We start from the raw sequence: 22,447 nt of genomic DNA, 5'->3' as shown, positions 1-22,447 counted from the left end.
CGGGCTGGGGGCGCATATCGTGTACAACCTGGTGACCGGGCCGCTGGGCGGGTCGGTGACGGTGGACAGTGCGCCGGGGGAGGGGCTGCATTACCGCTTGCGGTTTCCGCAGAGCCGCAAGTAGGCGGTTTGAGGACGGCCCGGTGACATCCGGATTACTCGTAGATGAATGTGTCCATCTCCAGATAGAAGAAAGTGGCGTCGATGATGGCTTCATCTGAGCCATCATCATCATCAGCATCGAGTTTGTTTTAATGTAACTTTCAGCCCTTACAAATCAATGAGTTACGTGTTTTCTGCGCCTGAAAACGCTCGATTTACGCGGTTTTCATAAGGAAAAACCGGATTTTCGTGTTTTTCATCGGTTTCAGATAGCTGCAACCGATTGATTTTAAATAGGTTTTTGCAGGCTTCCCAGAGGCTGAATAGTCACGTTTTAATAATGGTTGCAAGGAGGCCGAGCCTAGCCTTCTATCTATCATGCCGAGTCCGACGATCAAATTCACGCACGCAACCAGTTTTGCAAGTGACTATATAATCAAGCGCCCGGACTTATGGAATAACAATGCCCCATGGATTTTTATCGTTGAAGTAATGGCCATACCCAGCGTCTATTAAGTCATTTTTTATTACTTGAAGAAAATTCGTCAACTCGCGCACAAATTCATCTTTGTTAAAAATATTTTCTAATGGAAGTGCCTGTAGCGCTAGCAAATTTTCGTCCGTTGGCGCTTCCAACCATTTAGATTTTATACGCAGCATTTTTCCGGTTGGGTCAATTTCAAATTTGCAAGCTAATACATTTAGAAGAAAACTAGAGTTAAACTTTCCTCCTAACTTAATTCGCTCCAACATTTTCACCATATCTGGGTAAATATCTTCTACCCATCTCATATACATCTGGATTTCTACTCCGCCATATCGGATTGCCCAATGTCTTTCGTCATCACAATAAACAGTGGCGATAGCCTCGCCAACTGATTCGTCCTCGTCGCTAAACGATTTTTTAGCAACGCCGACTGGATTGGTAATTAAGAATTCCATGTCACCTCCTTAACAATCATTAAAATTTGGCATTTTTTACAACCAACCAGCTATATTTTCAGAATTAAGATATCTCTATTTTCCAATTTCTGTTTTCGAGAGTATCTTTCCAGCCTCCCCGAAAATTATTGGAAAGCCGTGAAAAGTTCCATCGCCATTATTGCTAGCTCGTACGCCCGTCGCATTTTCCGGAGCTTTTTCTCCCCCGGGGAAATAGACTTTACTCGGCCCTTTGGCAGATATTTTTCCCGCAGCTTTACTGTTAGCCTCTTCAAGAATTTCTTTTTGTATTTCGACGGCGCTTTTATCGAACTTAAAGTCGGTAAATGTATCTTTTGGTAGTTTCGCGGCTTGTTTTCACTTCTTCCCTATTGCGAAGCGTTTGTGCATTAAAGCAATGTTTTGTATTTTTAGTTAATATTGCTTAGTGCCCCACGGATGATTTTCATCATAAAGACGACTGTATCCAGCCGAAATTAGGTCGTCTTTTACTGATTGAAGGAATTTGGTTAATTCAAAAAGGAACTCATTCAAACAGAATTCGCTTGGTTGAGGCAAATCTTGAAGTTCTTGCAAAAATTCATTGTCTGACGCAGATGTCCATCGAGAATTCACTGAAATGTATTTTCCACGTGGCTCGATTGTGAATAAGCAAGTGATTTGCGACGATAAAAAACTTACTTGGAATTTCTCCCCAATCCGTATCTTTTCTTCTATTTTCACCATGTCTGCATAAATATCTGCAATGCAAGTCATGCAAAGACTAATCGGAATGTTGCAAAAGTTGATTTCCCAATCCCGAGCGTCATCGCCATAAACCGAATTTATCGCCGCCGCAATAGTTTTTCCGCGAGGCTTGGGCGCTGGACCGGAGGTGCCCGGTATTCTCTTAATAGTAAAGGTTGTCATTTGTCCTCGTTCAATTTGATTTTTCCAGCATTTTTAGTGTGTATGGGATACCCATGAAACGTTCCGTTCTGATTGTTGCGAACTCTAATCGCGTTAGCTTGCATTGGCGCTTTTTGTCCTGAGATATACACCATCGACGGCTTTAGTACCCCTTCAAATTTGGACGGGGGATTAATTGGGAAATCGACGAAATCGTCGTGAGTAAGTCCTTTTGCTTGTTGCCCCGCGTAGATAAGATCCTCCTTAGTTCCCCATATACCATAGGGCTGATTCTTATTTTTGAAATCTGCAGTATTTTGTGCGGAATTTGGGTGGGTCTGCATTCCATGTCGACCACCTTTCAAGTAGTCAGATTCTGGCTTAAGGGAATTACACGGCCACTTTGCCAAGCCCAACGGATCGGACCATGCATTAGGGTTAGGGGCATATTGATATACATTTACGCCCCCGGCCAATCCAATTGGATCTGGACTAATAAATCGCCCAAGATCTGGGTCGTAAAATCGAAATGTGTTGTAATGCAGTCCGGTTTCTTTGTCAAAGTACTGCCCTTGGAAACGTATGCTTTGATCAATCGGTTGCTTGGCCTGAATGATTGGCTCCTGCTCTCTATGCTGAATCCAGCTGAAGTTCGCAGTGGTGCCCCAAGTCTTGTATTGCGCCTGCCATACCACTTTGCCGGCAACCGAGGTAAGCTCCTCTGGAATACCCGATGCATCATTATGAAAGTAGTATACGTTGTAGATAGCATCATTGCCAGAGAGAGACTGGGAATCGTCCGCCAGATGGTTGTTTAAAGTATCTACGCGGGCAAGAGGAACAAACGATCCGGATTCGTAAAAATATGTCGCCACGCCACCGCCATTGTACTCCTGTAGCATTTGCATCCCGTTCCACAGGAATGACGTTGTGCCGGACGCATCAGTCTTCCCAATCCTGCGCCCTAAGGCATCATAATCGAAGTAGACCAGGTGTTTCATGCCTCGTAGTGTGGTCTCTACCTGGCGCAGCCGGTGTTCGCCGTCGTAGCTGAAGCGCTGTTCAGTGTGCGAACCAATCCGTTTTGTTTCCAGGCGGCCGTGCACGTCGTACTCGAAGCGCTTGTCTTCGAACACAAGCAGTTGATTGTGTCTGACGTGGCCCCCACTGTGGCCGTTGTCGACTAGATTTGACGCAGCATCCCACTGGAAAATTTCACGCTGGACGGCATTGATTGTGCTCTTGATTCTACCAAGCGGATCATAACTATAATCAGTCACACCATTACGTGAATGCCGCTTCTGCGTCAGTTCGCCAGCTTGATCGTACAGCCACTCTTTTCGCAGCTCTCGGTCCTGATGCGTTATGTGCAATGATTGCTGATATGTTTTTCGATGAACGCTGTCATAGCCGAAGCGCGTTGAAAGCTCACCCTGGCTGCGCGCTACTTCTCTATGCAGGTCGTCGCGCTCCATGTCGGTGATAACTTGGCCATCGAGATTGATCTGGTGCAAATGGCCAGATCCGTAGTACAAGCAGTTGATGGTGCGCCCGTCGGGCAGCGTGGTAGCGCTACGGTTGCCCAACTCGTCATATTGATAGGTCAAAGTACCCATATGCCCGGATTCGCTCAGCAATTCTCCGCGTTTGTTATAGGCGAACAGGATATTGTCCTGGATGGTGCGCGGACCACCGTTGTCGGTGTACTGCTGCGCCTGAACTAGCTGGCCAACCTGGTCATACCGATAAGAAGCACTACGCCCGCGCGCGTGCTTCGCCGTCAGGCGGCCAAGCGCGTCGCGCTGCATCCCCAACGTCAGGGAATCAGAATGACCAACGGCATCTGTAACGGCGACTACCAAACCGCGCGCATCACGATCGATTCGCTTGGCGACGCCATCGAGGCGAACTTCCTGAATCATGTTGTCGTTGAGGTCGTATGCAAACCGGTATGCTTCGCCATTTTCATTAATCAGCTGTTCAAGGCGGTGCGCGTCGTCGTAGACGTAATGTACGCTTCTTCCCAGAGCATTCACGCGCCGGATCAACTGGCCACGTGTATTGCGCTGATACTGGGTTTCGCGTCCGCCGCTGTCGATACTCGCTTGCAGATCGCCGCGCAGGTCGTAGTCGAACCTTTCCTCGCTGCCGTCGGCGCGCACGATCTTGGTAATCCGCCCGTGTTCGTCCAAGCCATATTCGGTCGTATTGCCCATAGCGTCGGTCAGGCGCGCCAGAGCGCCGCGCTCGTTGTAGGTCAAGCCAGTTCGCTTGCCGGAGCAATCGGTATACACCGTCATCTGCGCCCGCACATTCCACTCCATGTGCTTGAAGCCGCCGCGCGGATCGCGGATCGTGTGCGGCAAGCCAAGCTCGTTATAGAACTGCTCGGTTTCATACCCTTCCGGATCGGTGACTACAAGAAGGTTGCCGCGTTTGTCGTACTGGTAGGTCCAGCGGTTGCCGGCAGCGTCGGTTTCAGCGGTGGGCAGGTCCAAGCTTGCATGCCATTCCGTTTTTTCGATCTGATCGAGGGCATTGATAGTGGTGGTCAGATTCCCGTGCTCATCGTATTCCCAGCCCGTCGTGGCACCTAGCGGATCGGTCATTGACACCAGTTGGCGGTTCTCATCCCACTCATAGCGCCACAGGTGGCCTTCCGGGTCGGTGTACGCGGTTGGCTGCTTGTCATCGCTCCACGTCCAGTGGTAGACACGATTGATCTGGTCGGTTACAGTCGTCTGCTGCCCGGCCAGGTCGTAATGGAACAGATAGGCTTCGCCGTCGTCGGTCCAGTGCTTGATAACGCGCGCATCCGTCCCTTCGCCTGTCCACTCGTACTGGCAGCGCAGGCCGCCGGAAATAGAGTGCTCGGTCATCAAGCCATGGCGGTAGGCGAACTGGCGATGCGCTTGGCCGCTGCGGTTGATGACTTGTGCCAGTTCGCCATGCGCCGTGTAGCGGTAGCGCACCAAGGCTTCTGCGGGTTCGCCCTCGGCGCCTTTGGTCAGGTGTACTTCAGCCACATGCAAGGGATGAATGGCGTCATATTTAATATCGAGGCGGCGTCCGCAGCCATCGTTGATTTCACGTAGCAGGCCCGCAGTATTGTAGCGGAACGCTTGCCAGTTGCCGTTGCGGTCTTCCAGCCGCTGTAATTTCAATATGCCGTTAAAGTCGATATCGGGTACCCCGAAGTCGCGGTAAATGCCCGCGACGTCCTGGACCAGATATTGTCCGAGTTGCGTGCAGATCAGGTAGTAGCCTTCGGCTGTGCTGTAGTGGCACTCCCCCGGCCCCACTGGCGGGAACCTCATGCTGCGACCCTGATCGTCGCAGTAGTACAGGGCGCTCACCGCTCCATGTTCGTCGCGCTCCACCGTCAGTTGTACTTCGTGGGCCAAGCTCCAGCCCACGCCAAGAAGGCCGCTCTCCCGCCGGTCATGGCTGCTATAAAAGCGCGCCCATTCGATCGGTAGCGGTCCAGGCAAGATAAAGTCCGGTGTTTCGCGCAGTATCTTTCCGCCCGTGATGACGTTGACGGGGTGCCCCATCGTCGTTCTGATGATGTGTCCGACGCCGGTACCCAGCATCGACGCGCCAATATTCATCGCCAGGCACGGCAAGGCCGATTTGAGCGCGGATAAGTTCATTCTTCCCTTGCCGCACAAAACCAGCGCCGCGCCAAGCGCGACGCCAACGGCAGCGACGTACCAGGGCCGTTCGTCCGTGATGTCGCGTATTTTCTGCGTCCCGCCACCGATGAATACATCCTTCGAGCCATCGGCAATCGTGCCGCCGCAGGTCGTCATGTCGTCCTTGCGGGCCGCCGGATGGTCGTTGATGTAGACATTGCCTGAGCCCAGCGCGATCATCGGTGGCGGCCCCGAGCTGTGCTTGGCACACTCGATCTTGTCCTCGTCGTCAGGCGATGCGGCACGTGCGGCCGGCAAGGAATTAATGTCCACGTTGCGCGACCCAGTGATGATCTTTCCTTCGATCGATTTGGGAATGAACACGTCAACGATGTCGCTGATCACTTCATCTACTTTTTCATTGATGCCGGTCGCCTCTAGAACGACGCTGATTGCGAAACCGATGGCCAGCAAGCCGACCCAGCCAATTGGGCCGACCATGACCAGTCCCACTGCCAATACGGCACCGTAGGTAAGCGCTGCGCCGATCGCAACGCCGACGACCAGCGCGCCGCCCATTTTAGCGAACATGCCCAAAGTCGAGGTGTGGGAAATCGGGTCGGTCTTTCGGGCGGCGGCTGGGCACATGGGCAGAGTCTTTAAGATAGGTGGGCAATGAGCGATGCGTTTACACTCTGGTGTTCGTGCTTAGTCCAGTGAGGTGCTGGCCGGTACAAAGCTGTCCAGTAACTGCTGTGCATACGCGTCCTGTTCCGCGTTGAGCGGCGACGCGCACGTCATGGTCAGTACCAGCACTGAGCTGCCAGCCAGCCGGATCACGGTCTGGCGCTGGTGCATGGTGGCGCCGTTTTGCTTGAACGAGCTCGCTATTTGCAAGGCCGGCAATTGCGCGCTTCCGACGATGAGCTCGACGCGCTCCTGCTGCTTGAATCCTTTGACTTGGGACGCGAGGGTGCGCAGCTGGCGCGTCAGGAAGCCGTCCAGGTCCTCTCCTTCCTGCACCAGGTCGCGCGTGGCAACCAGGGTCAGGCCGCCAGGGCCGAGATTGAGCACCAGCATATTGACACTACGGTCATGTGCGCTGGCGGGAATGGTAAAGCTGCCTTCGTTGATGTGATAGTTCATGCTGGTCTCGTCGTTGTAGATGAGGGCGCCGACTGGCGGCACTCGTGTTAAAGGTGGAATGGAAATTATTTGGCAGGTGGAGGCGGAGTAAACTGCGCATCGACATCGGCGATGATCGCGCCGCCGCCTTTCGGCTTGGGTTGGATGGCCGCAGCGCCACCGCCTGGATTGATGTCGATCTTCTTGCCGTTGATCTGGATCGGGCCATTGGAGGTGATGTTGATGTTCTCGCCCGTGATGGCGACATTACCCTTCTTGTCCATGTAGAAGACCGCTTTGCCGCAGGTGATCGCGAAGCTGTCGCCCGCCTCGATCATGAAGTTTTTTCCGACCAGGGTGCTCTTGTCTCCACCGATCTGCTGCAAGGTGTCGGTCTTGACGGTTTCGATCAGGGTCTTTTTTACCCGGTTGATTTCGTTCTCGCCCACGAATTTGGTGCGATCAACCCCGACCGAAATGGACTGGTTGTTACCGATACTGACGCTCTGGTCGTTGCCCACGGTGCGGGTTTCGTCGTGCCGCACGGTGTAGGTCTGGTCGTTCTTGACCAGGCCGTCGAGGTTGCGCTCGGCCTGCATCCACAGCTGCTCGGCGCCTTTTTTGTCTTCGAAGCGCATGCCGTTGGCGTTGTCCGGGCCGCCCTTGGGCGTGCTGCGCGACAGCACGCCGCTCTGGGTTTTATTGTCGGGCAGCTTCCAGGGCGGCATGGTGTCTTCGTTCGGCACCATGCCGGTCACCAGAGGACGGTCTGGATTCCCGTTCAGGAACTGGACCACGACTTCGGTGCCCACCCGCGGAATCGAGGTCATGCCGAAGCCGGGGCCGCTCCAGGCACTGGCCACGCGGATCCAGGCCGAACTCTTGTCGTCATACTTGCCGATGCGGTCCCAGTGGAACTGCACGCGTACCCGGCCGTATTGGTCGGTGTGGATTTCTTCGCCAGGCGGCCCGGTCACGATCGCCGTTTGCAGGCCGTAGACTTTGGTGCTCGTGCTGTTAAAACCGCGCCCCGGCCGCCACGGGATTTTCTTGCGGATGCAGCCGATCCGGTTCTCGTAATGCGACAGCCCCGTTTGGCGGCTCACCTGATAGTTGTTGGTGGCCGTGTGATGGACCTCGATGATGAGGAAGTTGTCGCCGCCATCGTAATGATCGGTCAGATCGAAACTGCGTCCTGGCTGTGCGTAGCGGTCGTTGCCGGCGCCTTCGAAGTGCTTGCCGGAGGCTTCGATTTCTTCGAGCCGCAGACGGGTTTGCGCGTCGCCGTCGCCGGCATCCTTGAAGCCGTAGGCGCCGGTGTATTCGTACACTTCTTTCTTCAATACGTCGCCCTGCTGGTTGACGGTCGGCAGGTCGACCTTGACCGGCTTCGGCTTCTTGAAGTCGAAGCTGGCCAGCGCCACGTGGGCCGATACCAGGTTGCGCACCGGCGTCCATTCGCGCAGGGCGTCGTCTTCTTCGGTGCCGGCTTCGGCCTGGAAGGGAATGTCGCTGCGCCCGTCGATCGGCGGCGCGCTAGTCGAGTCATCCGCCAGCACCAGCGTATGGCCGCCGGCCGTGTGTTCGTACCAGTAGAACCAGCCTTTCGCTTCCCAGCGCCGGTGCACGTAGTTGTAGTCGGATTCGTCGAACTGGCAAGCGTCGGTCATGACCGGATCGGGGCCGCCGATGCGCATCTCGCTCTTGCGCACCGAATACTCACCGAAAATGTCGTCGGTCTGGTCGCGCACTGTCATGTTGTGATACAGGTAGTTATCGCGGCGCAGGCGCAGGTAGGCCAGCCAGGGCAGCAGGACCATTTCGTAGTACACATAGCCGCCGTCGGCGCGCACGCGGCGGAACTCGAACACGTGGCCATTGAAGTAGCGCAGGCTGCCGTCTTCGCGCACCAGTTCGACCGTTGCCAGTTTGCCCTGCACATCCTTGAGCGCGATCGAGGGATTGTCGGACAATACCTCCACCGTAAAGTTGAAATCGCGCGACAGCCCTTCGACGGCGTCGAGCCGGTTGGCCAGCATCAGGCCCGACGGGCCGCCGGACGGAAAGCGCAGGCGCAGCAGGCGCGTACTCTGGCGGTCGTCGCCCCCTGACGAAGAGGATGCGGAAGGTAGCGTACTCATGGGGAGTCCTTTGACTGACTGTAGGGATAAATAGTGGAACGAGCGGCCAGGTACTCGGCGCTTTCGCGTGCAATGCAGATATCGGTCCTGCTTAGGGCTCGCTTTTCGTCTGCAGCTAGCGAGGAAGACCGACGCAATGACAGGGGTTGCAAAAAAATCAATGACACTATTATATCATTTCATATTGGAAATGCAACTGAAAGTATGCATTTGCTTTTGCGATCAGACTATTTTCAGGCAGTGGAGGCTCGCTCTAATCCCTTGTTAGAACTCCATACCGCGCAGGCGAAGGTCGGTTGCGGCTGGTCGGGAGTGAAGAAAATGGGAGGTGCTTTCGTGCGAATTTGCTATCCCCCGATTGTGTAAATCAAGGTCGACCTGGAGTTGCTGGCGTTTATGGCCAGCAACGTGGGGGTGGCGATCGCGCGCATGCAGGCCGACCACGCGGTGCGGGTGGCCAAAGAACGCCTGGAGCAGCAGAATTCAGCCTTGAACGCGGCCCTGACGGCCTTGCGGGATGCGCAGACCGAACTGGTGCGCCAGGAAAAACTGGCCTCGCTGGGACGGCTGGTGGCGGGCGTGGCGCACGAAATCAACACGCCGCTGGGCATTTGCGTGACGGCCACCAGCCATCTGGTGCAGGAGTTGAAGCTTACGCGCGAGGAACTGGCGGCGGGCGAGATGACAGAAGACAGCCTGGCGCAGTTCTTCGACATCGTCGACCAGTCGCTGCGCATCATGACCACCAACACCCAGCGCGCGGCGGCGCTGGTGCGCAGCTTCAAGCAGGTGGCGGTGGACCAGTCGTCGGACCATATCCGCAGCTTTAACATGAAGGCGTATCTGGCTGAAGTGCTGCTGTCGCTGCAGCCGCGCCTGAAAGGGCGGCCTGTGAAGGTGGAGGTCGATTGCCCGGACGATATCACGCTCGACAGTTTCCCCGGGGCGGTGTCGCAGATCGTGACCAACCTGCTGATGAATTCGCTGGTGCACGGGTACACGCGCGAGCAGAGCGGGGTGATCAAGATCGAGGTCAGGCTCGATGGCGGGCAGGTGTGGTTCGATTATCGCGACGACGGGGCGGGGATGGACCAGGAAACCTTGGGGAAACTGTTCGATCCGTTCTTTACGACGCGGCGCGCGCAGGGCGGCAGCGGGCTGGGGGCGCATATCGTGTACAACCTGGTGACCGGGCCGCTGGGCGGGTCGGTGACGGTGGACAGTGCGCCGGGGGAGGGGCTGCATTACCGCTTGCGGTTTCCGCAGAGCCGCAAGTAGGCGAAATCAAGCTTCGGGTGTTCTCGTCATGGCATTCTCCGTGTGCGATTGCTCCGGAAACTGTGCGTAAGACTGTGGCTTACTTGATCATGGCAGATTCCGATAGTGAGTCGATCAGGAACGTATGTATTTTCTTCGAGAACTCACTTTCTTCCAGCAATGTGGGTAACACCAAAGTATAGCGTGTTGGATTTGCCAGGAATATTGTGGAATTGTGAGGATCCGTCGACATGAGATCCGCAGACCCAAGAATATTGGATATGTGTACGTCGCCATGAAAAAATGACTTGGAGCAGGCGAAAAACATAAAGCAGCCTTCGCCATCTTCATTCAAGGCATAACCATTTTTGTCCTGAAAATCATCCATGGCCGCGTCTTTTGAGATGAAGATTTCGACATCACCCGCGTGGCGCTCGTCGTCCACCAGCGCCGTTGGCCACATCAAGCGTACTTTTTCCAAGAACTTGGCCGCTGTCGCTTCGCCAGGCATATTTGTCCAATAGGTATAATCTGATCCGGTAATTTTCATAATTCTTCCCTATTGTTTTGTGAAGGTTGGATTCCCTGTCATTTTTTCAAGCGTTGACGCATATGGCAAGAAGCTATATTGTATGGTCTTTTCTGCAAGATACCCCTCATTTTTCGGATCAACCTGACTACTTCCATCGGAAACAAAAATGGCTCAGCGCCCTGTTTTTACGCCATCCCTGACTGGCCCTTTGCTTGTCTCCACGCATCATATTGAATTTCAGTGGTTTCCAGGAATGTCGGTCAGTCAAGCCCAAAAATCCATCGATTCCTTACACCAGCGTAGCATCGAGCAGTTGGGGGTGAATGCCGTCCTGGAGATTTCGAGCAAGTCGAAGGACGCGTGGGGCGTGCGGCTGAGTGCATTTAATCTGATGATCAAGACGGATCGATATGAACGTGAGTTCAGCCTGGAGTGTGCTTTTCAATCCAGTAAGGTGTTCGAGCATGGCGGGCCGTTTACAGACTTGCTCGGCGCGCGCTCGATCGATGCAAAGCGCGACGAGCGCCTCAATCAGAATGGAAGATTGATCAAATTCCAGTACTTTGATGTGGATTGGCCTTTGGAGCCGCGTACTGCGTTCTACGATTGGCTGTACATTAATGCGCTATTTAAGCAACCTGAATTAGCCGACATCGTTCTGAAGTATAGTGCATTTTCCGATATCGCTTTTAATCCTGCACGCTCGATCAATTGCCAGGCCTATGCCGCTGCGCTGTATGTGTCGCTGCATCAGCGGGGATTGTTAACTGACGATGTTATTGCAGATCAGGCCGCCTATCTCAGACTAATCGACACCGGCGCGGTCAATAATGCTCATGAGAATACGGACCGGAATAAGTCATTGTTTACCTGATACAAAGTTTGCCTCAGTCCGGCCAGCGCCGGTTGATATCGACCGCGGCGTCAATGTTGGCGATCAGCAGCTCCACAAACACCGGGTCGAGATGCGTTCCTGACACTTCACGCAAGTGCGCCACCACGTCCTCCAGCGGCCATGCATTCTTGTAACAACGCTTGTGACTGAGCGCATCGAACACGTCGGCCACGGCCACGATGCGCGCGTAAATATGAATATCCGGCCCCATCAAGCCTTGCGGATAACCGCTGCCATCGAATTTTTCGTGATGCTGGTGCGCGATCACGGCCGCCGCCTTTAAAATCGGGCGCGACGAGCCGTCCAGGATCGACAGGCCCACCGTCGGATGCTGCTTCATGATTTCCCACTCCTCGGGCGTGAGCTTGCCCGGCTTGAGCAGCACCGCGTCGGGCGTGGCGATCTTGCCGATGTCGTGCATCGGCGCGGCGTGCATCAGCACCGCCGTCTCATCTTCCGGCATGCCGGACGCCTGCGCCAGCATATGGCACACCTGCGACATGCGGCGCACGTGGTTGCCGGCCTCGTTGGAACGCGATTCGACCACGTCGCCCAGGCGCATGATCAGCTCGGCCTGGGTATCGGTGATCTCTTGCGTGAGCAGGATGTTGTCGAACGCGATAGCCACGCCCGAACAGAACACTTCGAGCAACTGGGCATCGATATCGGCGATTTCTTCCACGCCCTTGAGCACCAGCAGCGAGGCTTTACCACTGCTGTTTGGAAAGTAGCCGACGTAGGTATCGCCATGCAAGCGCGAAATGCGGTTGCTGCGCGCATCGTCGAGCTGGGCCATCAGTTCGGGACCAAGCATGGCCTCGCCAATGTCGCCGATCTGCGCCAGCACTTCGTATTCGCTCTCGCCGGTAATGACGCTCGCGCCCGCCAGGCGCAGCAGCATGCTTTTTTCCAGGCGCAGCAAGGCCACGACTTGTTGCAACAAGCCGCTGGCGAAGTCTTTCAGGTTGCGTTGCTGGAAAATGTGCGACGAAGCCGCGATCACCCGCTCCAGGCCTTCGCGATAATTCACTTGCAGCAGGCGCGCTTCTTCGACCTTCATGATGTCGCGGTAGGCGCGCAGGGCGGCAAAGGTGGTGGTGAACAGTTTGGTCCGGTCGAGCTCGGTCTTTTCCTTGTAATCGTTGATGTCGTAATTGACGATCACGCGCTCTTCCGGCGCCTGCCCCGGCTGGCCGGTGCGCAGCACGATGCGGGTGAACTGGTTGCCCAGGTCTTCGCGCATCCAGCGCGCCACTTCCAGGCCGCTGTCGTCGTTTTCCATCACCACATCCAGGAACACCAGCGCGATATCGCTCTCGCGCGCCAGCACCTCCTTCGCTTCGGCGCCGGTGTAGGCGTGCAGGAAGGTCAGCGCGCGCCCGTCGAGGCGGAAGCGGCTCAAGGTCAGCTTGGTGATGTTGTGGATGTCCGGCTCGTCATCGACAAGCAAAACTTTCCATGGGGCGAGTTTGGGCGCGGCGGAGGATGGAAATGACATGAACGGGTTCCGATACCGGTGTGTTGCGAGGCAAGCGCATCGACAGCCCAAGGCCGGCCCGTGACGCGCGGGGGGACCGTTCGATTGTAGACCGACTGCACTCTATTAACAACAGGCAATACAAACCCAAGCGCATATGCGGCGTGCATCTGACGTAATTTGATCAAGGGTGTCGCGCGCACGCCATCAACCATAGCGTTTTTGGCATCGCTCGCAGTAAAACGCGCGCCGTTTGCTCAGGCCCAGATTGCCTTTTGAGAAAGGCATGTCGCAGCGCGGACAGCTACTCTTGCGGTGCGCCAGCCAGTGCTGTTTCAGCACGTATTGCTTTTTCCATTCGAGGAAGTCGAAGCTGTATTGTCGGGCTTGCTCGACCAGGGCGCGCAGCTTGGGCGCCGGCAGCGCGCCGATGGTCGAGAGCGGATGCAGGCGGATCCGGAACAGCACTTCGTTCTTGATGATGTTGCCCACGCCGGCGAAGATGGCCTGGTCGAGCAGGGCGTCGCAGGCCAGCATGGCGGGTGCGGCGCGCAGCTTCTTGCGCGCCTTGGCCGCATCCCAGGTGGGCGACATGATGTCGGCATCCCAGTCGTAGGCCGCGTCGATGTCGGGCTCGATGTGCTTGACCGAGCAGGCGTAGAAATTGAGTTCGCTGCCGTCGGCAAATTCGAGCGCCATGCGCGCCGGCTTGTCCTTGCGCTCGTTGATGCGATAACTGCCGAACAGCATGAAGTGAATGCGCAGCACCGTGTGCGGCAGTTCGATGAGGAAATGCTTGCCCCAACTGCGCAGCGAGACGATGCGCTGGCCTTCCAGGCTTGGCAGGTCGACGGTCTTGCTGTTGCCGCTGGCGTGCACGATTTCCTTGCCGACGAAGGCAGTCGTTTCTTCACGCAGGATGACGAGCGATGGTCCTTCGGGCACGGTGATCTCCTTTTTTTTACCGATTCTGGATTGAAAGCGCGAACGACACCGTGAGGCGGCTAACATTTCGATACAAACGGCGACAATCCGTGGACCGACGGCGCTGTCAAAAGCGCGTATATTTCATTCTGAGGAAGCGCGTTGCGCATTGAAAGGATCAACATGAAAAGCGTATTGACGAAGGTCTTGCAAGCAAGTGCGCTGGCGGCCGTGATGGCCCTGCCGGCCAGTGCGGCCACGGCGGCGGCAACGGTGTCGTACGTCGAGCCGGACCGTTTTACCGACGTGCCGTTCACGCCGTGGGAGCGCGAGCGCGTGCTCAAGCAACTGACGGCCCACTTCGACAAGCTGGGCGCCAGCCTGCCGGCCGGGCAGGAACTCAAGGTGGAGGTGCTCGATGTCGACCTGGCCGGGCAGACCAAGCCGAATTTTCGCGGCGGCCAGGATCTGCGCGTGATGAACGGCGGCGCCGACTGGCCGCATATCCATTTCCGCTACAGCCTCACCGAGGGCGGCAAGGTCATCAAGTCGGGCGAGGAAAAACTGAGCAATATGCAGTACCTGAACCGCATGAACCATTACGGCAACACCGAGCTGCTGCGCTACGAAAAGCAGATGCTCGATGACTGGTTCAAGCAGGCCGTGGCGGCGCGCTAGGCTGAGCTCATAGAAGCCAGCTCATCATTGTTGCCACAAGCACGGCCGCTCAGCGGCCGCCGGCCGCCCTGGCACGCTCGGCCAGCACGTCCCTGACGGGCATGTCCCTGACGGGCACCTCCCTGACGGGCACGTCCCTCACGGTGTAGTCCGGCGGCACGACAAACAGGGACGCCGGCGGTTCCTCGCGCTTGATATTGCTCAGCCGGTAGATGCGCTCGCCGCTGCGGGGATCGCTGTGCTTGCTGTACACGGTCACCTTCAGCTCGGGCGCGTACCAGCTTTCGTGCGACACCACGATGGCGTTGCGGTTGCCGATGCCGCCGGCGGGAATTTCGTAGGTGCGCAGCTTGCCGTTGGCCTTGACGCCCTCGATCTCCTTGCTGCCCAGCTCGCGCGTGCTGGCCTGCGCTGCCCAGCGCATGTCGCCGAACGCGCTCTCCACGGCCGCGCCGATACGGGTCGCGGCCATGTTGTTGACGAGGATGCGTGCCTTTTCCGGAACTCGCTTGCGGGCGTCGCCCTCGGTCCGCTCGACGCTTTTGACGATCACCGCGTCGCCCGCGTCGGCGCGCAGTTGCGCCACCTTGGCCTGGGCCTGGGCCTTGGCCTGGGCTTCGGTCGCCGCAGCGCTCGGGTCGGGCAACTTGTCCGCGCTTTTCTGGCGCGGGTTGAGGATGTAGGTGACGCCGTCGGCCGGCAGGTACAAGGTGACCGTGCGCAGCTCGCCGTCGGCGTCGCGGATTTCCTGGCGTGTGCGGCCGGCGCTGTCGCGGTAATTCATGCTGCTGCTGGCGCGGTTGATCTCGTTACCGTCGGCCAGGCGCTGCAACTGTTCCGAAACCGCCTCGGCGCTGTACGGCGCGTTCTTGACCACCTTGCCATGCATCGGCAGCAGCGGGCCGGTAAAGCGCAGCGGGTCGGGCGGCGCGGCGGCGGCGGCCTGGGCGCCGGGAAGCAGCGCGCCGCCCAGCAGGACGGCGAACAGGAGGGAAGTACTGTGCATGATGGTCCTCTTCGGTGATGTGGGTTATTGCGAACTCAGGCGCAGGGCCAGCGGCGAACCGTCGGCGCCCACCAGCATCTCGGCGCGCACGAAGTCGCCCGCCGTTTCCGGGCTGACCGGCACGCCGAGCGCCGCCAGTTCGGTGCGTTGCAGGCTCGCTTCGAGCATGCGCGGATGGGTTTCCTGCTCGATGCGCTCCTGCGAGGCCAGCGCGATGAAGGCCAGGCCGTCGTCGAGCTGCAAGGGCGCGTCAGCGTCGGCGGCGCCGGGCAGCGGTGCGCGCAGGATCAGCACGGCCAGCACGGCCGCCGTAGCACTGCCCAGAGCGCCCGCCAGGCCCCAGTGCGCGGGCGAGAGGCGCTGGTACCAGCGCTTGCGCGCAAACCGCTGTGCAAAGGCCGCCATCAGGGCTTGCTCCACACGCGGCGGCGCGCCGCAATCGGCGCTGGCGCTGCGCAAAGCGGCGAGCGGGGCGGCCAAGGCGGGGTCGATGGGATCGTGGTTCATGGCGGTCTTTCAGAGGAGCGCGTGCAGGGCGGCGGGACGGTGCGCGGCCAGCCGTTTAGCCAGGGCGGCGCGCCCGCGCGAGAGGCGCGAGCGCACGGTGCCGATGTCGACCTGGCAAATATCGGCGATGGCGAGGTAAGACATGTCGTGCAGCTCGTACAGGATGACGGCGTCGCGGTAGTGCGGCGCCAGTTGCGCCAGCGCGCGCCGCACCTGCTCGGCCGTTTCATTTTCGAGCAGGCGCGCCAGCGGTTCGCCATCGTCGCTGGCGAGCTCCTGGGTGGTCTCGTCGTCCGGATCGACGTCGGGCAGGCTGGCCAGGCGCAGGCGCGGCTGTTCATGCTTGAGGATGAGTTTGCGCGCCACGCCGAACAGGAAGTTTTGCAGCAGGCCGCGCAGCGGATCGTAATGAAAACTGCCGGTCAGCAAACCCATGAACACTTCCTGGACGATGTCGGCCGCTGTGTCGCCTGAGCCGGTGCGCAGCAGGGCGAAGCGGTACACCGGCCCCTGATGGCGCTGGTACAGGGTCTGGAAGGCCGCGCCCACGCCATCGCGCAGCTGGCGCAGCAGGTCGGTGTCGGTGGCGAGGGCGGTGGGCGGCATGGTCATGGTGGTCTCTTCCCTGTATTGCCGCCAAAGGAAGAAAAAGTTCCAACTAATTGAGGGGGACCCCTTAATCGATCCAGTTCACGCGCGGGAATTTGGCGCGAAACTCGTCCGGCATGGTCACCACTTGCGTGGTCTTGTAGTTGAAAAAGACGAAGCCCGACTTGGCCATGGTGATTTCTTTCTTGTCGCGCGGACGGGTGACGCGGAAGATGATGTCGCCGCCGTACTTGTTAAAATCCATCACGCCGACCTCGAACAGCAACTGGTCGCGCGCGTGCGCTTCGGCGCGGTAGGTGGTGGCCAGGTCGGTGACGATGATGCCGGTGCCGTCGCGCTCGGTTTCGGCGACGCCGAATTCGTACAGGAAACGCGCGCGCGCCTCGGAAATCATTGAAATCATCGAGTCGTTGCCGAGGTGGTTGGCGCCGTTGATGTCGGTGACGCGCACGGTTAGCGGGGTCGTGTAGTAATACTGGTCTTCCGGAAAATCGAGAATCAGGCGGGCCATAGTGTCGGTTTCGTGGTGGACGGGGCAAACGCCAATTTTAGCGCCTCACGCCCCGCCATGCCGACTTGTTACCCTCAGGCCCTTTCAAGCCTTGGGCGCGCGCACGATCCGGTACACCTTGCCGGTGGCGGCGATCAGGTACAGCTCGCCGTCGCCATCCTGGCCGAACGATTGAATCGCATCGATGTCGGCAATGGCCCAGCTGGTCTGCTCGGTGACGCTGTCGTCCTTGTACAGGAAGCTCTTCAGGTAGCCGCCGCAATAGTCGGAATAGAAGTAGCGTCCGGCCAGTTCCGAAATCGCCTTGCCGCGATACACGAAGCCGCCCGTGATCGAGCAGCCGTTGACGTTGTTGTTGCCGTGATCGTATTCGAACGCCGGCAAGGTCAGCCCGTTCTTGTTGCAGATGGCCGCGTTGTAGCACAAGGTGCCTTCCATGGTGTTCCAGCCGTAGTTCAGGCCGGCCTGCTTGACGCTGGCGATGTCGACTTCCTCGCGCCTGGCCTGGCCAACGTCGGCGATGTACAGGCGATCGCCGTCGAAGGCGTAGCGCCATGGATTGCGCAGACCCGAGGCCCAGATCTCGGCGCGGCGGCCGCCCTGGCCGACAAAGGGGTTCGATGGCGGAATCAGGTACGGCTGCACGCCGCGCGAATCGGCCACATCCAGGCGCAGCATCTTGCCCAGCAGCGAATTGAGGTTTTGCGCGTTGCCCTGCGGGTCACCCGTACCACCGCCGTCGCCAGTGGCCAGGTACAACATGCCGTCCGGGCCAAAGCTGACCAGGCCGCCGTAGTGATTGGTGGCGCCGGGATGGGGAATGCGGATGATTTCCAGCACCGCCGACGGCTCGGCCAGGTTGCGGTTGGCCGACGATACGCTGTGCCGCTCGACAACGATGTTATTGGCCGCATCGGTGAAGTAGATGAAAAACCAGCCGTTCCGGGCATAGTCGGGATGGAAGGCCATCGACAGCAGCCCGCCTTCGCCGACGGTCGCGACCCGGTTGCGGATGTCGAGGAAAGGCGTGCCGAGCAGGGCGCCATCCTGGATCACGAGGATGCGCCCGCTGCGTTCGACGATGAACTGGCGCGTGTCGCCGCTCGGGGCGGTGAGGAACACGGCGCCGCTGACGTTGGCCACTTCGCGCACGGCGAGCGCCAGCGTAGTGCTGCTGTAGCTGATGTTGACGACGGCGTTGCTGTCGGCCGCCACGGTGGCGTTCTGGACCGGCGTGGCGGCGCTCCAGCTCAGGTTGCCGCTCAGGATGCTGTCGGCGCTGACGGTGTAATTGCCGGGCGCGAGACCCGACAAGGTCTGGCCGCTGCCGATGGTTTTTGCGTAGGAAGCCGGGCCGCTGATGCGCACCGCCGCCGGCAGGCCGGCGGGCAGGCCGGCCAGGTTGACCGTCAGCGCACCGCTGCCGCCCGGGGGCGTGGACGGCTGGTCGTCGTCGGAGCCGCAGGCCGACAGCAGGAGCAGGGCCAAGGTGGCCAGGAGGGTCCGCAGGTATGATGTGAGCATGTCAATCTCCGGGGGTGGCATTGAGTAATTGACAATACGGGCGGACCTGGCGCCAGTCTGTGCGCCATCGCACGCCGTTCAGCGCGGCCGCGCGGCGGCGTCGCTCCCGCTGCGCACCGCCAGCAGGTACAGCACCAGCGAGGCCAACGAAAAAACCAGCAGCAGCGAAAACAGCAGCGCCGGCGACGCCTTGAACTGGAGCAGGGTGGCGATCGCGATCGGCCCCGCCGCCCGCGAGACCAGTGCCGGGCCGGCCAGGGCGCCGGAAATGGCGCCGTAATTGCGCGCACCGAACAGCAGTTGCGGCACGGTACCCCGCACAATGGTCAGGATGCCGTTCGAGAAGCCATACAACATGCAGAACAAGGCCACCGCCGCCTGGTGCTGGCCCCAGAACAGCACGGCCAGCAAGGCGCCGGGCAACACCGCGAAGCAGACCATGCCGACCACCTGCGGCCGCGCGTGGCGGGCAAAGCGCATTTCGCCGAGGCGGCCGGCGACCTGCATCGGACCGATCAGCGCGGCCATCCACACCACGTTCGACAAGGCGTGTCCGTACGATTGCAGGATTGGAATCAGGTGCACCGACAGCGCCGAGAAAATGAAGCTGTTGGCCGAAAAGGCGAAGGCCAGTTTCCAGAAGGCGGGATGGCGCAACGCTTGCCTGAGGCTGAAATCGGCGCCCGCCGGCGCCTGCGGGTGCACCCTGGCGCGCGCCGGCGGCGTGCCCAGCAGCAGGTGCAGCGGCAGGCACAGCAGCAACTGCGCCAGGCCGTAGATCAGGAAGGTGTGGCGCCAGCCCAGCACGCTGTTCAGTTGCACCGTGAGCGGCCAGAACACGGTGCTGGCGAAACCGCCAAACAGGGAGACGGTCGAGATGGCCCGGCGCGCGCCGAGGCCGAACTGGCGGTTCAGGGTGGCGAACGCGGCCTCGTACAACACGGCCGACATGGATGCGCCGAGTACGCTCCAGGCCAGGTAATAGCCGAGCACGCCACGGGCCTGGCTCAGCAGGATGAAGCCGAGTCCGCACAACAGCGAGCCGCCGGCCATCACCAGGCGGCCGCCGTGGCGGTCGATCAGCATGCCCGAGGGCGTGGCGGCGACGCCGGCCACCAGCAGGCACCACGAAAACGCGCCGAACACGGCGGCGGGAGGCAAGGCCAGCTCGCGCGCGATGTCGTGCGCCACGATGGCGAAGGCGTAGTACAAGGTACCCCAGGACAAGACCTGGGTGATGGCGAGGATGGCGATCGTGTCGCCGCTGCGGGGTGGGCTGTCCATGTGCTTGCGCGCTTGCGGGTTGTTGGCGCAAGGGCGCACCGGACGATTGTACGGTCAAGACGGAAATATTGCTGGCGGTCATTTTAGTCCGGCCAGGGGCCACGCGCGCGCAAGCGACGCCGCTTCAGAGGTTGAGAGTTTTCTGGCGTGATGAGCGGGCATGATCGAAAGACTCTCAGCCTCTCAGGCGCTCAGCCTCGGGCGCTCCTGCAACAGCGCTTCGAACGCATCGGGCGGGAGCGGTTCGCCGAATAGAAATCCCTGGCCGTAATCGCAGCCGGCCCGGCGCAATATATCGTATTGCTGTTCGGTCTCCACCCCCTCGGCAATGACTTTCAGGCCCAGCTTGTGGGCCATGACGATGATGGCCTCGCACAGCGCCACGTTGGCGGCGTCGTGCTCCAGGTTGTAGACGAAGGACTTGTCGATTTTGAGGTAGTCGAGATTAAACTTGCGCAAGTAGGACAGCGACGAATACCCGGTGCCGAAATCGTCGAGCGAAATCTTGATGCCCGCCTGCTGAAACGCCAGCAACTGCTTCATCACCGCGTTGTTGGACGCCAGCAGCAGCCCTTCGGTAATCTCGATCCCCACTTCGGGCGGGCTGGTGTCGCCGTTGGGGGCGAAGCTGTAGTCGGTCAGCCAGTGACGGCAGTTTTCGCCGTTGGTGTGATAGAACTGGACCGGCGAGACATTGACATTGACCGTCAGTTGCTGGTCGAAGGCGCGCCAGCGGCGCGCGTGCGCCAGCGCCTGGCGGAACACCCAGTTGCCGATCGTGACGATCTGCCCGGTGTGCTCGGCGATGGGGATGAAGTCGACCGGGCTGACCGCGCCGCGCGAAGGATGCAGCCAGCGCACCAGCGCCTCGGCCTTGCGGATGCAGCCGTTGTGCATGTCGATGATGGGCTGGAAGTGGACCGTGAGCTGGCCTTCATCGATGGCGCGCCGTAACTCGTTGCTGATCGCCATGCGCGCCTGCGCCGCCTCCTGCATGCTGGCGGTGAAATAGGTAAAGCGGTTGCGGCCGTTGTCCTTGGACTGGTACATGGCCTGGTCGGCGTTGCGCAGTAGTTCGCCCGCCGTCTGCGCGTCGCGCGGATACAGGGTGATGCCGACGCTGGCCGAGATATAGGCCAGCTCGTTGCCGAGCAGGAAAGGCTTGGCCAGGTCGTTGCGGATTTTTTGGGCCACGTCGGTGACCGTGTCGACATTGTGCAGTTCGCTCAGGGTGATGGTGAATTCGTCCCCGCCCAGGCGCGCCACGGTATCGCTCTCGCGCACATAGGTTTGCAGGCGCTGCCCGACCTGCTTGAGCAGCATGTCGCCGACCTGGTGCCCGAGCGTGTCGTTGATTTCCTTGAAGTGGTCGAGGTCGATGAACAGCAGGGCCAGCGGCAAGCCGCTGCGGTGGGCTTTTTTGATGTCCATTTCCAGCCGGTCCTGGAACACATTGCGGTTGGGCAGGCCGGTCAGGCGGTCGATGTTGACTTCGCGCAGCGCTTGCTCGATCAGGCGGCGGTCGTGCACCTCGGTCGAGAGCGAATACGCTTGCTGCTGCAGGGCGGCGATGGTGCGCTGCAGGGTTTGCACGCTGGCTGCGGGGTCGTAGCTTTCGGCCGGCAGCACGTGGGTGTGCAGGGTGCACACTTCGTCGAACATGGGCGCGTCGGCCGCGGCCGGAAAGGCGTTGAGCGGATAGGCGCACAGCAGGTCGAAATCGAACTGGCGCTGCAGGTTGTTGAAGAAGCGCTCGACCCGGATGGCGGCGTCGTGCTTGCCGCCGGCGTTGAGCGAGCAGTGCGAGGTGGCGCACAGGATGGCCACCATTTCGCCGAACACGCACACGCGGCCCTGGTGCCGCTCGCTGGCCTGGCGGATGACGTTGCCGATGGCGCTGCGGAAACGCCGCTCGTCGGGCAAGCCATCTTCCATGAACATGGGCAGCATGTGGTCGGCGTGCAAGGCCAGATAGCTGCCGTCCGCGCTGCGGCCCTTGGCGTCGACCAGGCCGCGCGCGCTCAGGCTCTCGTGCAGCATCTCGAGGTGGCTGCTGGTGGCGATGGCAATGCCTTTGTCGCCACGCTCGAGGGCGCTGCCGATGTAGTCGGACAAGCCCTTGATGAGAAAGACGTCGTCCTCGTAAAACTGGACCAGGTGATCGTTCATGCGCGTTCCGCAACCGGATGAATGAACTGGTTAGATGCGGCGTGATGGGATTAGTTCCCCGCCTCAGGCGCGAATGACGGCCATGGCGTTAACTTAAGGCCCGTCATTCCCGCGCAGGCTGCTAGCCTGAATTTTGCATAAAAAAGGGCAAGAATGCCGTAAGTGATTGATAAAATGTGAGTTATCCATAAAACACAATTTCAACACGAACGCACCTTGCCCGGCATGAATTCTACCTCAG

18 protein-coding genes are annotated in these 22,447 nt (G+C 59.1%); 3 read left to right on the top strand and 15 right to left on the bottom strand.

All coding sequences use genetic code 11. The features are described 5' to 3' along the window. Positions 1-552: 552 nt before the first annotated feature. From F2P46_RS34080 to F2P46_RS34060, 5 genes are all read right to left on the bottom strand, one after another. Entirely contained in the window at positions 553-1,044 is a 492-nt protein-coding gene (locus tag F2P46_RS34080; protein WP_166898744.1) for a hypothetical protein, read from the bottom strand. A 414-nt stretch (positions 1,045-1,458) separates the two neighbouring features. Then, positions 1,459-1,953: a hypothetical protein gene (locus F2P46_RS34075; protein WP_166898742.1), complete on the bottom strand. Its 495-nt coding sequence runs from the start codon at positions 1,951-1,953 to the stop codon at positions 1,459-1,461. Next, complete coding sequence (locus F2P46_RS34070; RefSeq protein ID WP_166898740.1) at positions 1,950-6,158, bottom strand: RHS repeat-associated core domain-containing protein; 4,209 nt, start codon at positions 6,156-6,158, stop codon at positions 1,950-1,952. The genes F2P46_RS34075 and F2P46_RS34070 overlap by 4 nt, the downstream gene beginning before the upstream one ends. 117 nt (positions 6,159-6,275) lie before the next feature. Next, the gene (locus tag F2P46_RS34065; RefSeq protein WP_166898738.1) at positions 6,276-6,713 is read right to left on the bottom strand and encodes a DcrB-related protein; all 438 of its coding nucleotides are present in this window, start codon (positions 6,711-6,713) and stop codon (positions 6,276-6,278) included. Between the two features lie 65 nt (positions 6,714-6,778). Beyond that, positions 6,779-8,833: a type VI secretion system Vgr family protein gene (locus F2P46_RS34060; RefSeq protein ID WP_229509571.1), complete on the bottom strand. Its 2,055-nt coding sequence runs from the start codon at positions 8,831-8,833 to the stop codon at positions 6,779-6,781. Positions 8,834-9,229: 396 nt separating this feature from the next. Here F2P46_RS34060 and F2P46_RS34055 point away from each other — a divergent pair, with 396 nt between their 5' ends. Next, on the top strand, positions 9,230-10,111 hold the full coding sequence (locus F2P46_RS34055) for a sensor histidine kinase (RefSeq protein WP_166898736.1): 882 nt from the start codon (positions 9,230-9,232) through the stop codon (positions 10,109-10,111). A gap of 79 nt (positions 10,112-10,190) precedes the next feature. Here F2P46_RS34055 and F2P46_RS34050 read toward each other — a convergent pair whose 3' ends face one another. Further along, on the bottom strand, positions 10,191-10,640 hold the full coding sequence (locus tag F2P46_RS34050; RefSeq protein ID WP_166898735.1) for a hypothetical protein: 450 nt from the start codon (positions 10,638-10,640) through the stop codon (positions 10,191-10,193). 148 nt (positions 10,641-10,788) lie between these two features. On the opposite strand from F2P46_RS34050, the gene F2P46_RS34045 reads away from it, so the two are divergent. Continuing rightward, the gene (locus tag F2P46_RS34045) at positions 10,789-11,496 is read left to right on the top strand and encodes a hypothetical protein (protein WP_166898733.1); all 708 of its coding nucleotides are present in this window, start codon (positions 10,789-10,791) and stop codon (positions 11,494-11,496) included. A 13-nt stretch (positions 11,497-11,509) separates the two neighbouring features. Here the strand turns inward: F2P46_RS34045 and F2P46_RS34040 are convergent, their stop codons facing one another. Both F2P46_RS34040 and F2P46_RS34035 read right to left on the bottom strand, forming a co-directional pair. Then, positions 11,510-13,015, bottom strand: coding sequence for an HD domain-containing phosphohydrolase (locus F2P46_RS34040; RefSeq protein ID WP_166898732.1), 1,506 nt, complete (start codon positions 13,013-13,015; stop codon positions 11,510-11,512). 186 nt (positions 13,016-13,201) lie between these two features. Further along, a complete protein-coding gene (locus F2P46_RS34035; protein WP_166898730.1) occupies positions 13,202-13,939 on the bottom strand; it encodes a DNA-formamidopyrimidine glycosylase family protein in 738 nt (245 codons plus the stop codon). 162 nt (positions 13,940-14,101) lie between these two features. On the opposite strand from F2P46_RS34035, the gene F2P46_RS34030 reads away from it, so the two are divergent. Then, on the top strand, positions 14,102-14,596 hold the full coding sequence (locus tag F2P46_RS34030) for a DUF3016 domain-containing protein (RefSeq protein WP_166898729.1): 495 nt from the start codon (positions 14,102-14,104) through the stop codon (positions 14,594-14,596). Positions 14,597-14,645: 49 nt separating this feature from the next. On the opposite strand, the gene F2P46_RS34025 is transcribed toward F2P46_RS34030, so the two are convergent. From F2P46_RS34025 to F2P46_RS33995, 7 genes are all read right to left on the bottom strand, one after another. Continuing rightward, complete coding sequence (locus tag F2P46_RS34025) at positions 14,646-15,602, bottom strand: hypothetical protein (protein WP_208296890.1); 957 nt, start codon at positions 15,600-15,602, stop codon at positions 14,646-14,648. Between the two features lie 24 nt (positions 15,603-15,626). Next, positions 15,627-16,109 carry a hypothetical protein gene (locus tag F2P46_RS34020; RefSeq protein ID WP_166898728.1) on the bottom strand — a complete coding sequence of 161 codons (483 nt, stop codon included), beginning with the start codon at positions 16,107-16,109 and terminating at the stop codon, positions 15,627-15,629. 9 nt (positions 16,110-16,118) lie between these two features. After that, positions 16,119-16,721: an RNA polymerase sigma factor gene (locus F2P46_RS34015; protein WP_229509570.1), complete on the bottom strand. Its 603-nt coding sequence runs from the start codon at positions 16,719-16,721 to the stop codon at positions 16,119-16,121. 64 nt (positions 16,722-16,785) lie between these two features. Further along, complete coding sequence (locus F2P46_RS34010; RefSeq protein ID WP_166882465.1) at positions 16,786-17,229, bottom strand: thioesterase family protein; 444 nt, start codon at positions 17,227-17,229, stop codon at positions 16,786-16,788. A gap of 84 nt (positions 17,230-17,313) precedes the next feature. Next, positions 17,314-18,753 carry a sorbosone dehydrogenase family protein gene (locus F2P46_RS34005; protein ID WP_166898726.1) on the bottom strand — a complete coding sequence of 480 codons (1,440 nt, stop codon included), beginning with the start codon at positions 18,751-18,753 and terminating at the stop codon, positions 17,314-17,316. Between the two features lie 78 nt (positions 18,754-18,831). Continuing rightward, complete coding sequence (locus F2P46_RS34000) at positions 18,832-20,037, bottom strand: MFS transporter (protein ID WP_166898725.1); 1,206 nt, start codon at positions 20,035-20,037, stop codon at positions 18,832-18,834. Positions 20,038-20,220: 183 nt separating this feature from the next. Then, the gene (locus F2P46_RS33995) at positions 20,221-22,206 is read right to left on the bottom strand and encodes a bifunctional diguanylate cyclase/phosphodiesterase (protein ID WP_166898723.1); all 1,986 of its coding nucleotides are present in this window, start codon (positions 22,204-22,206) and stop codon (positions 20,221-20,223) included. Between the last annotated feature and the right edge of the window lie 241 nt (positions 22,207-22,447).

This window comes from Massilia sp. CCM 8734 (assembly GCF_011682155.1).
In the GTDB taxonomy this organism is placed as follows: domain Bacteria; phylum Pseudomonadota; class Gammaproteobacteria; order Burkholderiales; family Burkholderiaceae_D; genus Telluria_A; species Telluria_A rubra.
The sequence above is the reverse complement of the archived record's forward strand: the minus strand, read 5'-3'. Positions and strand labels throughout refer to the sequence as shown.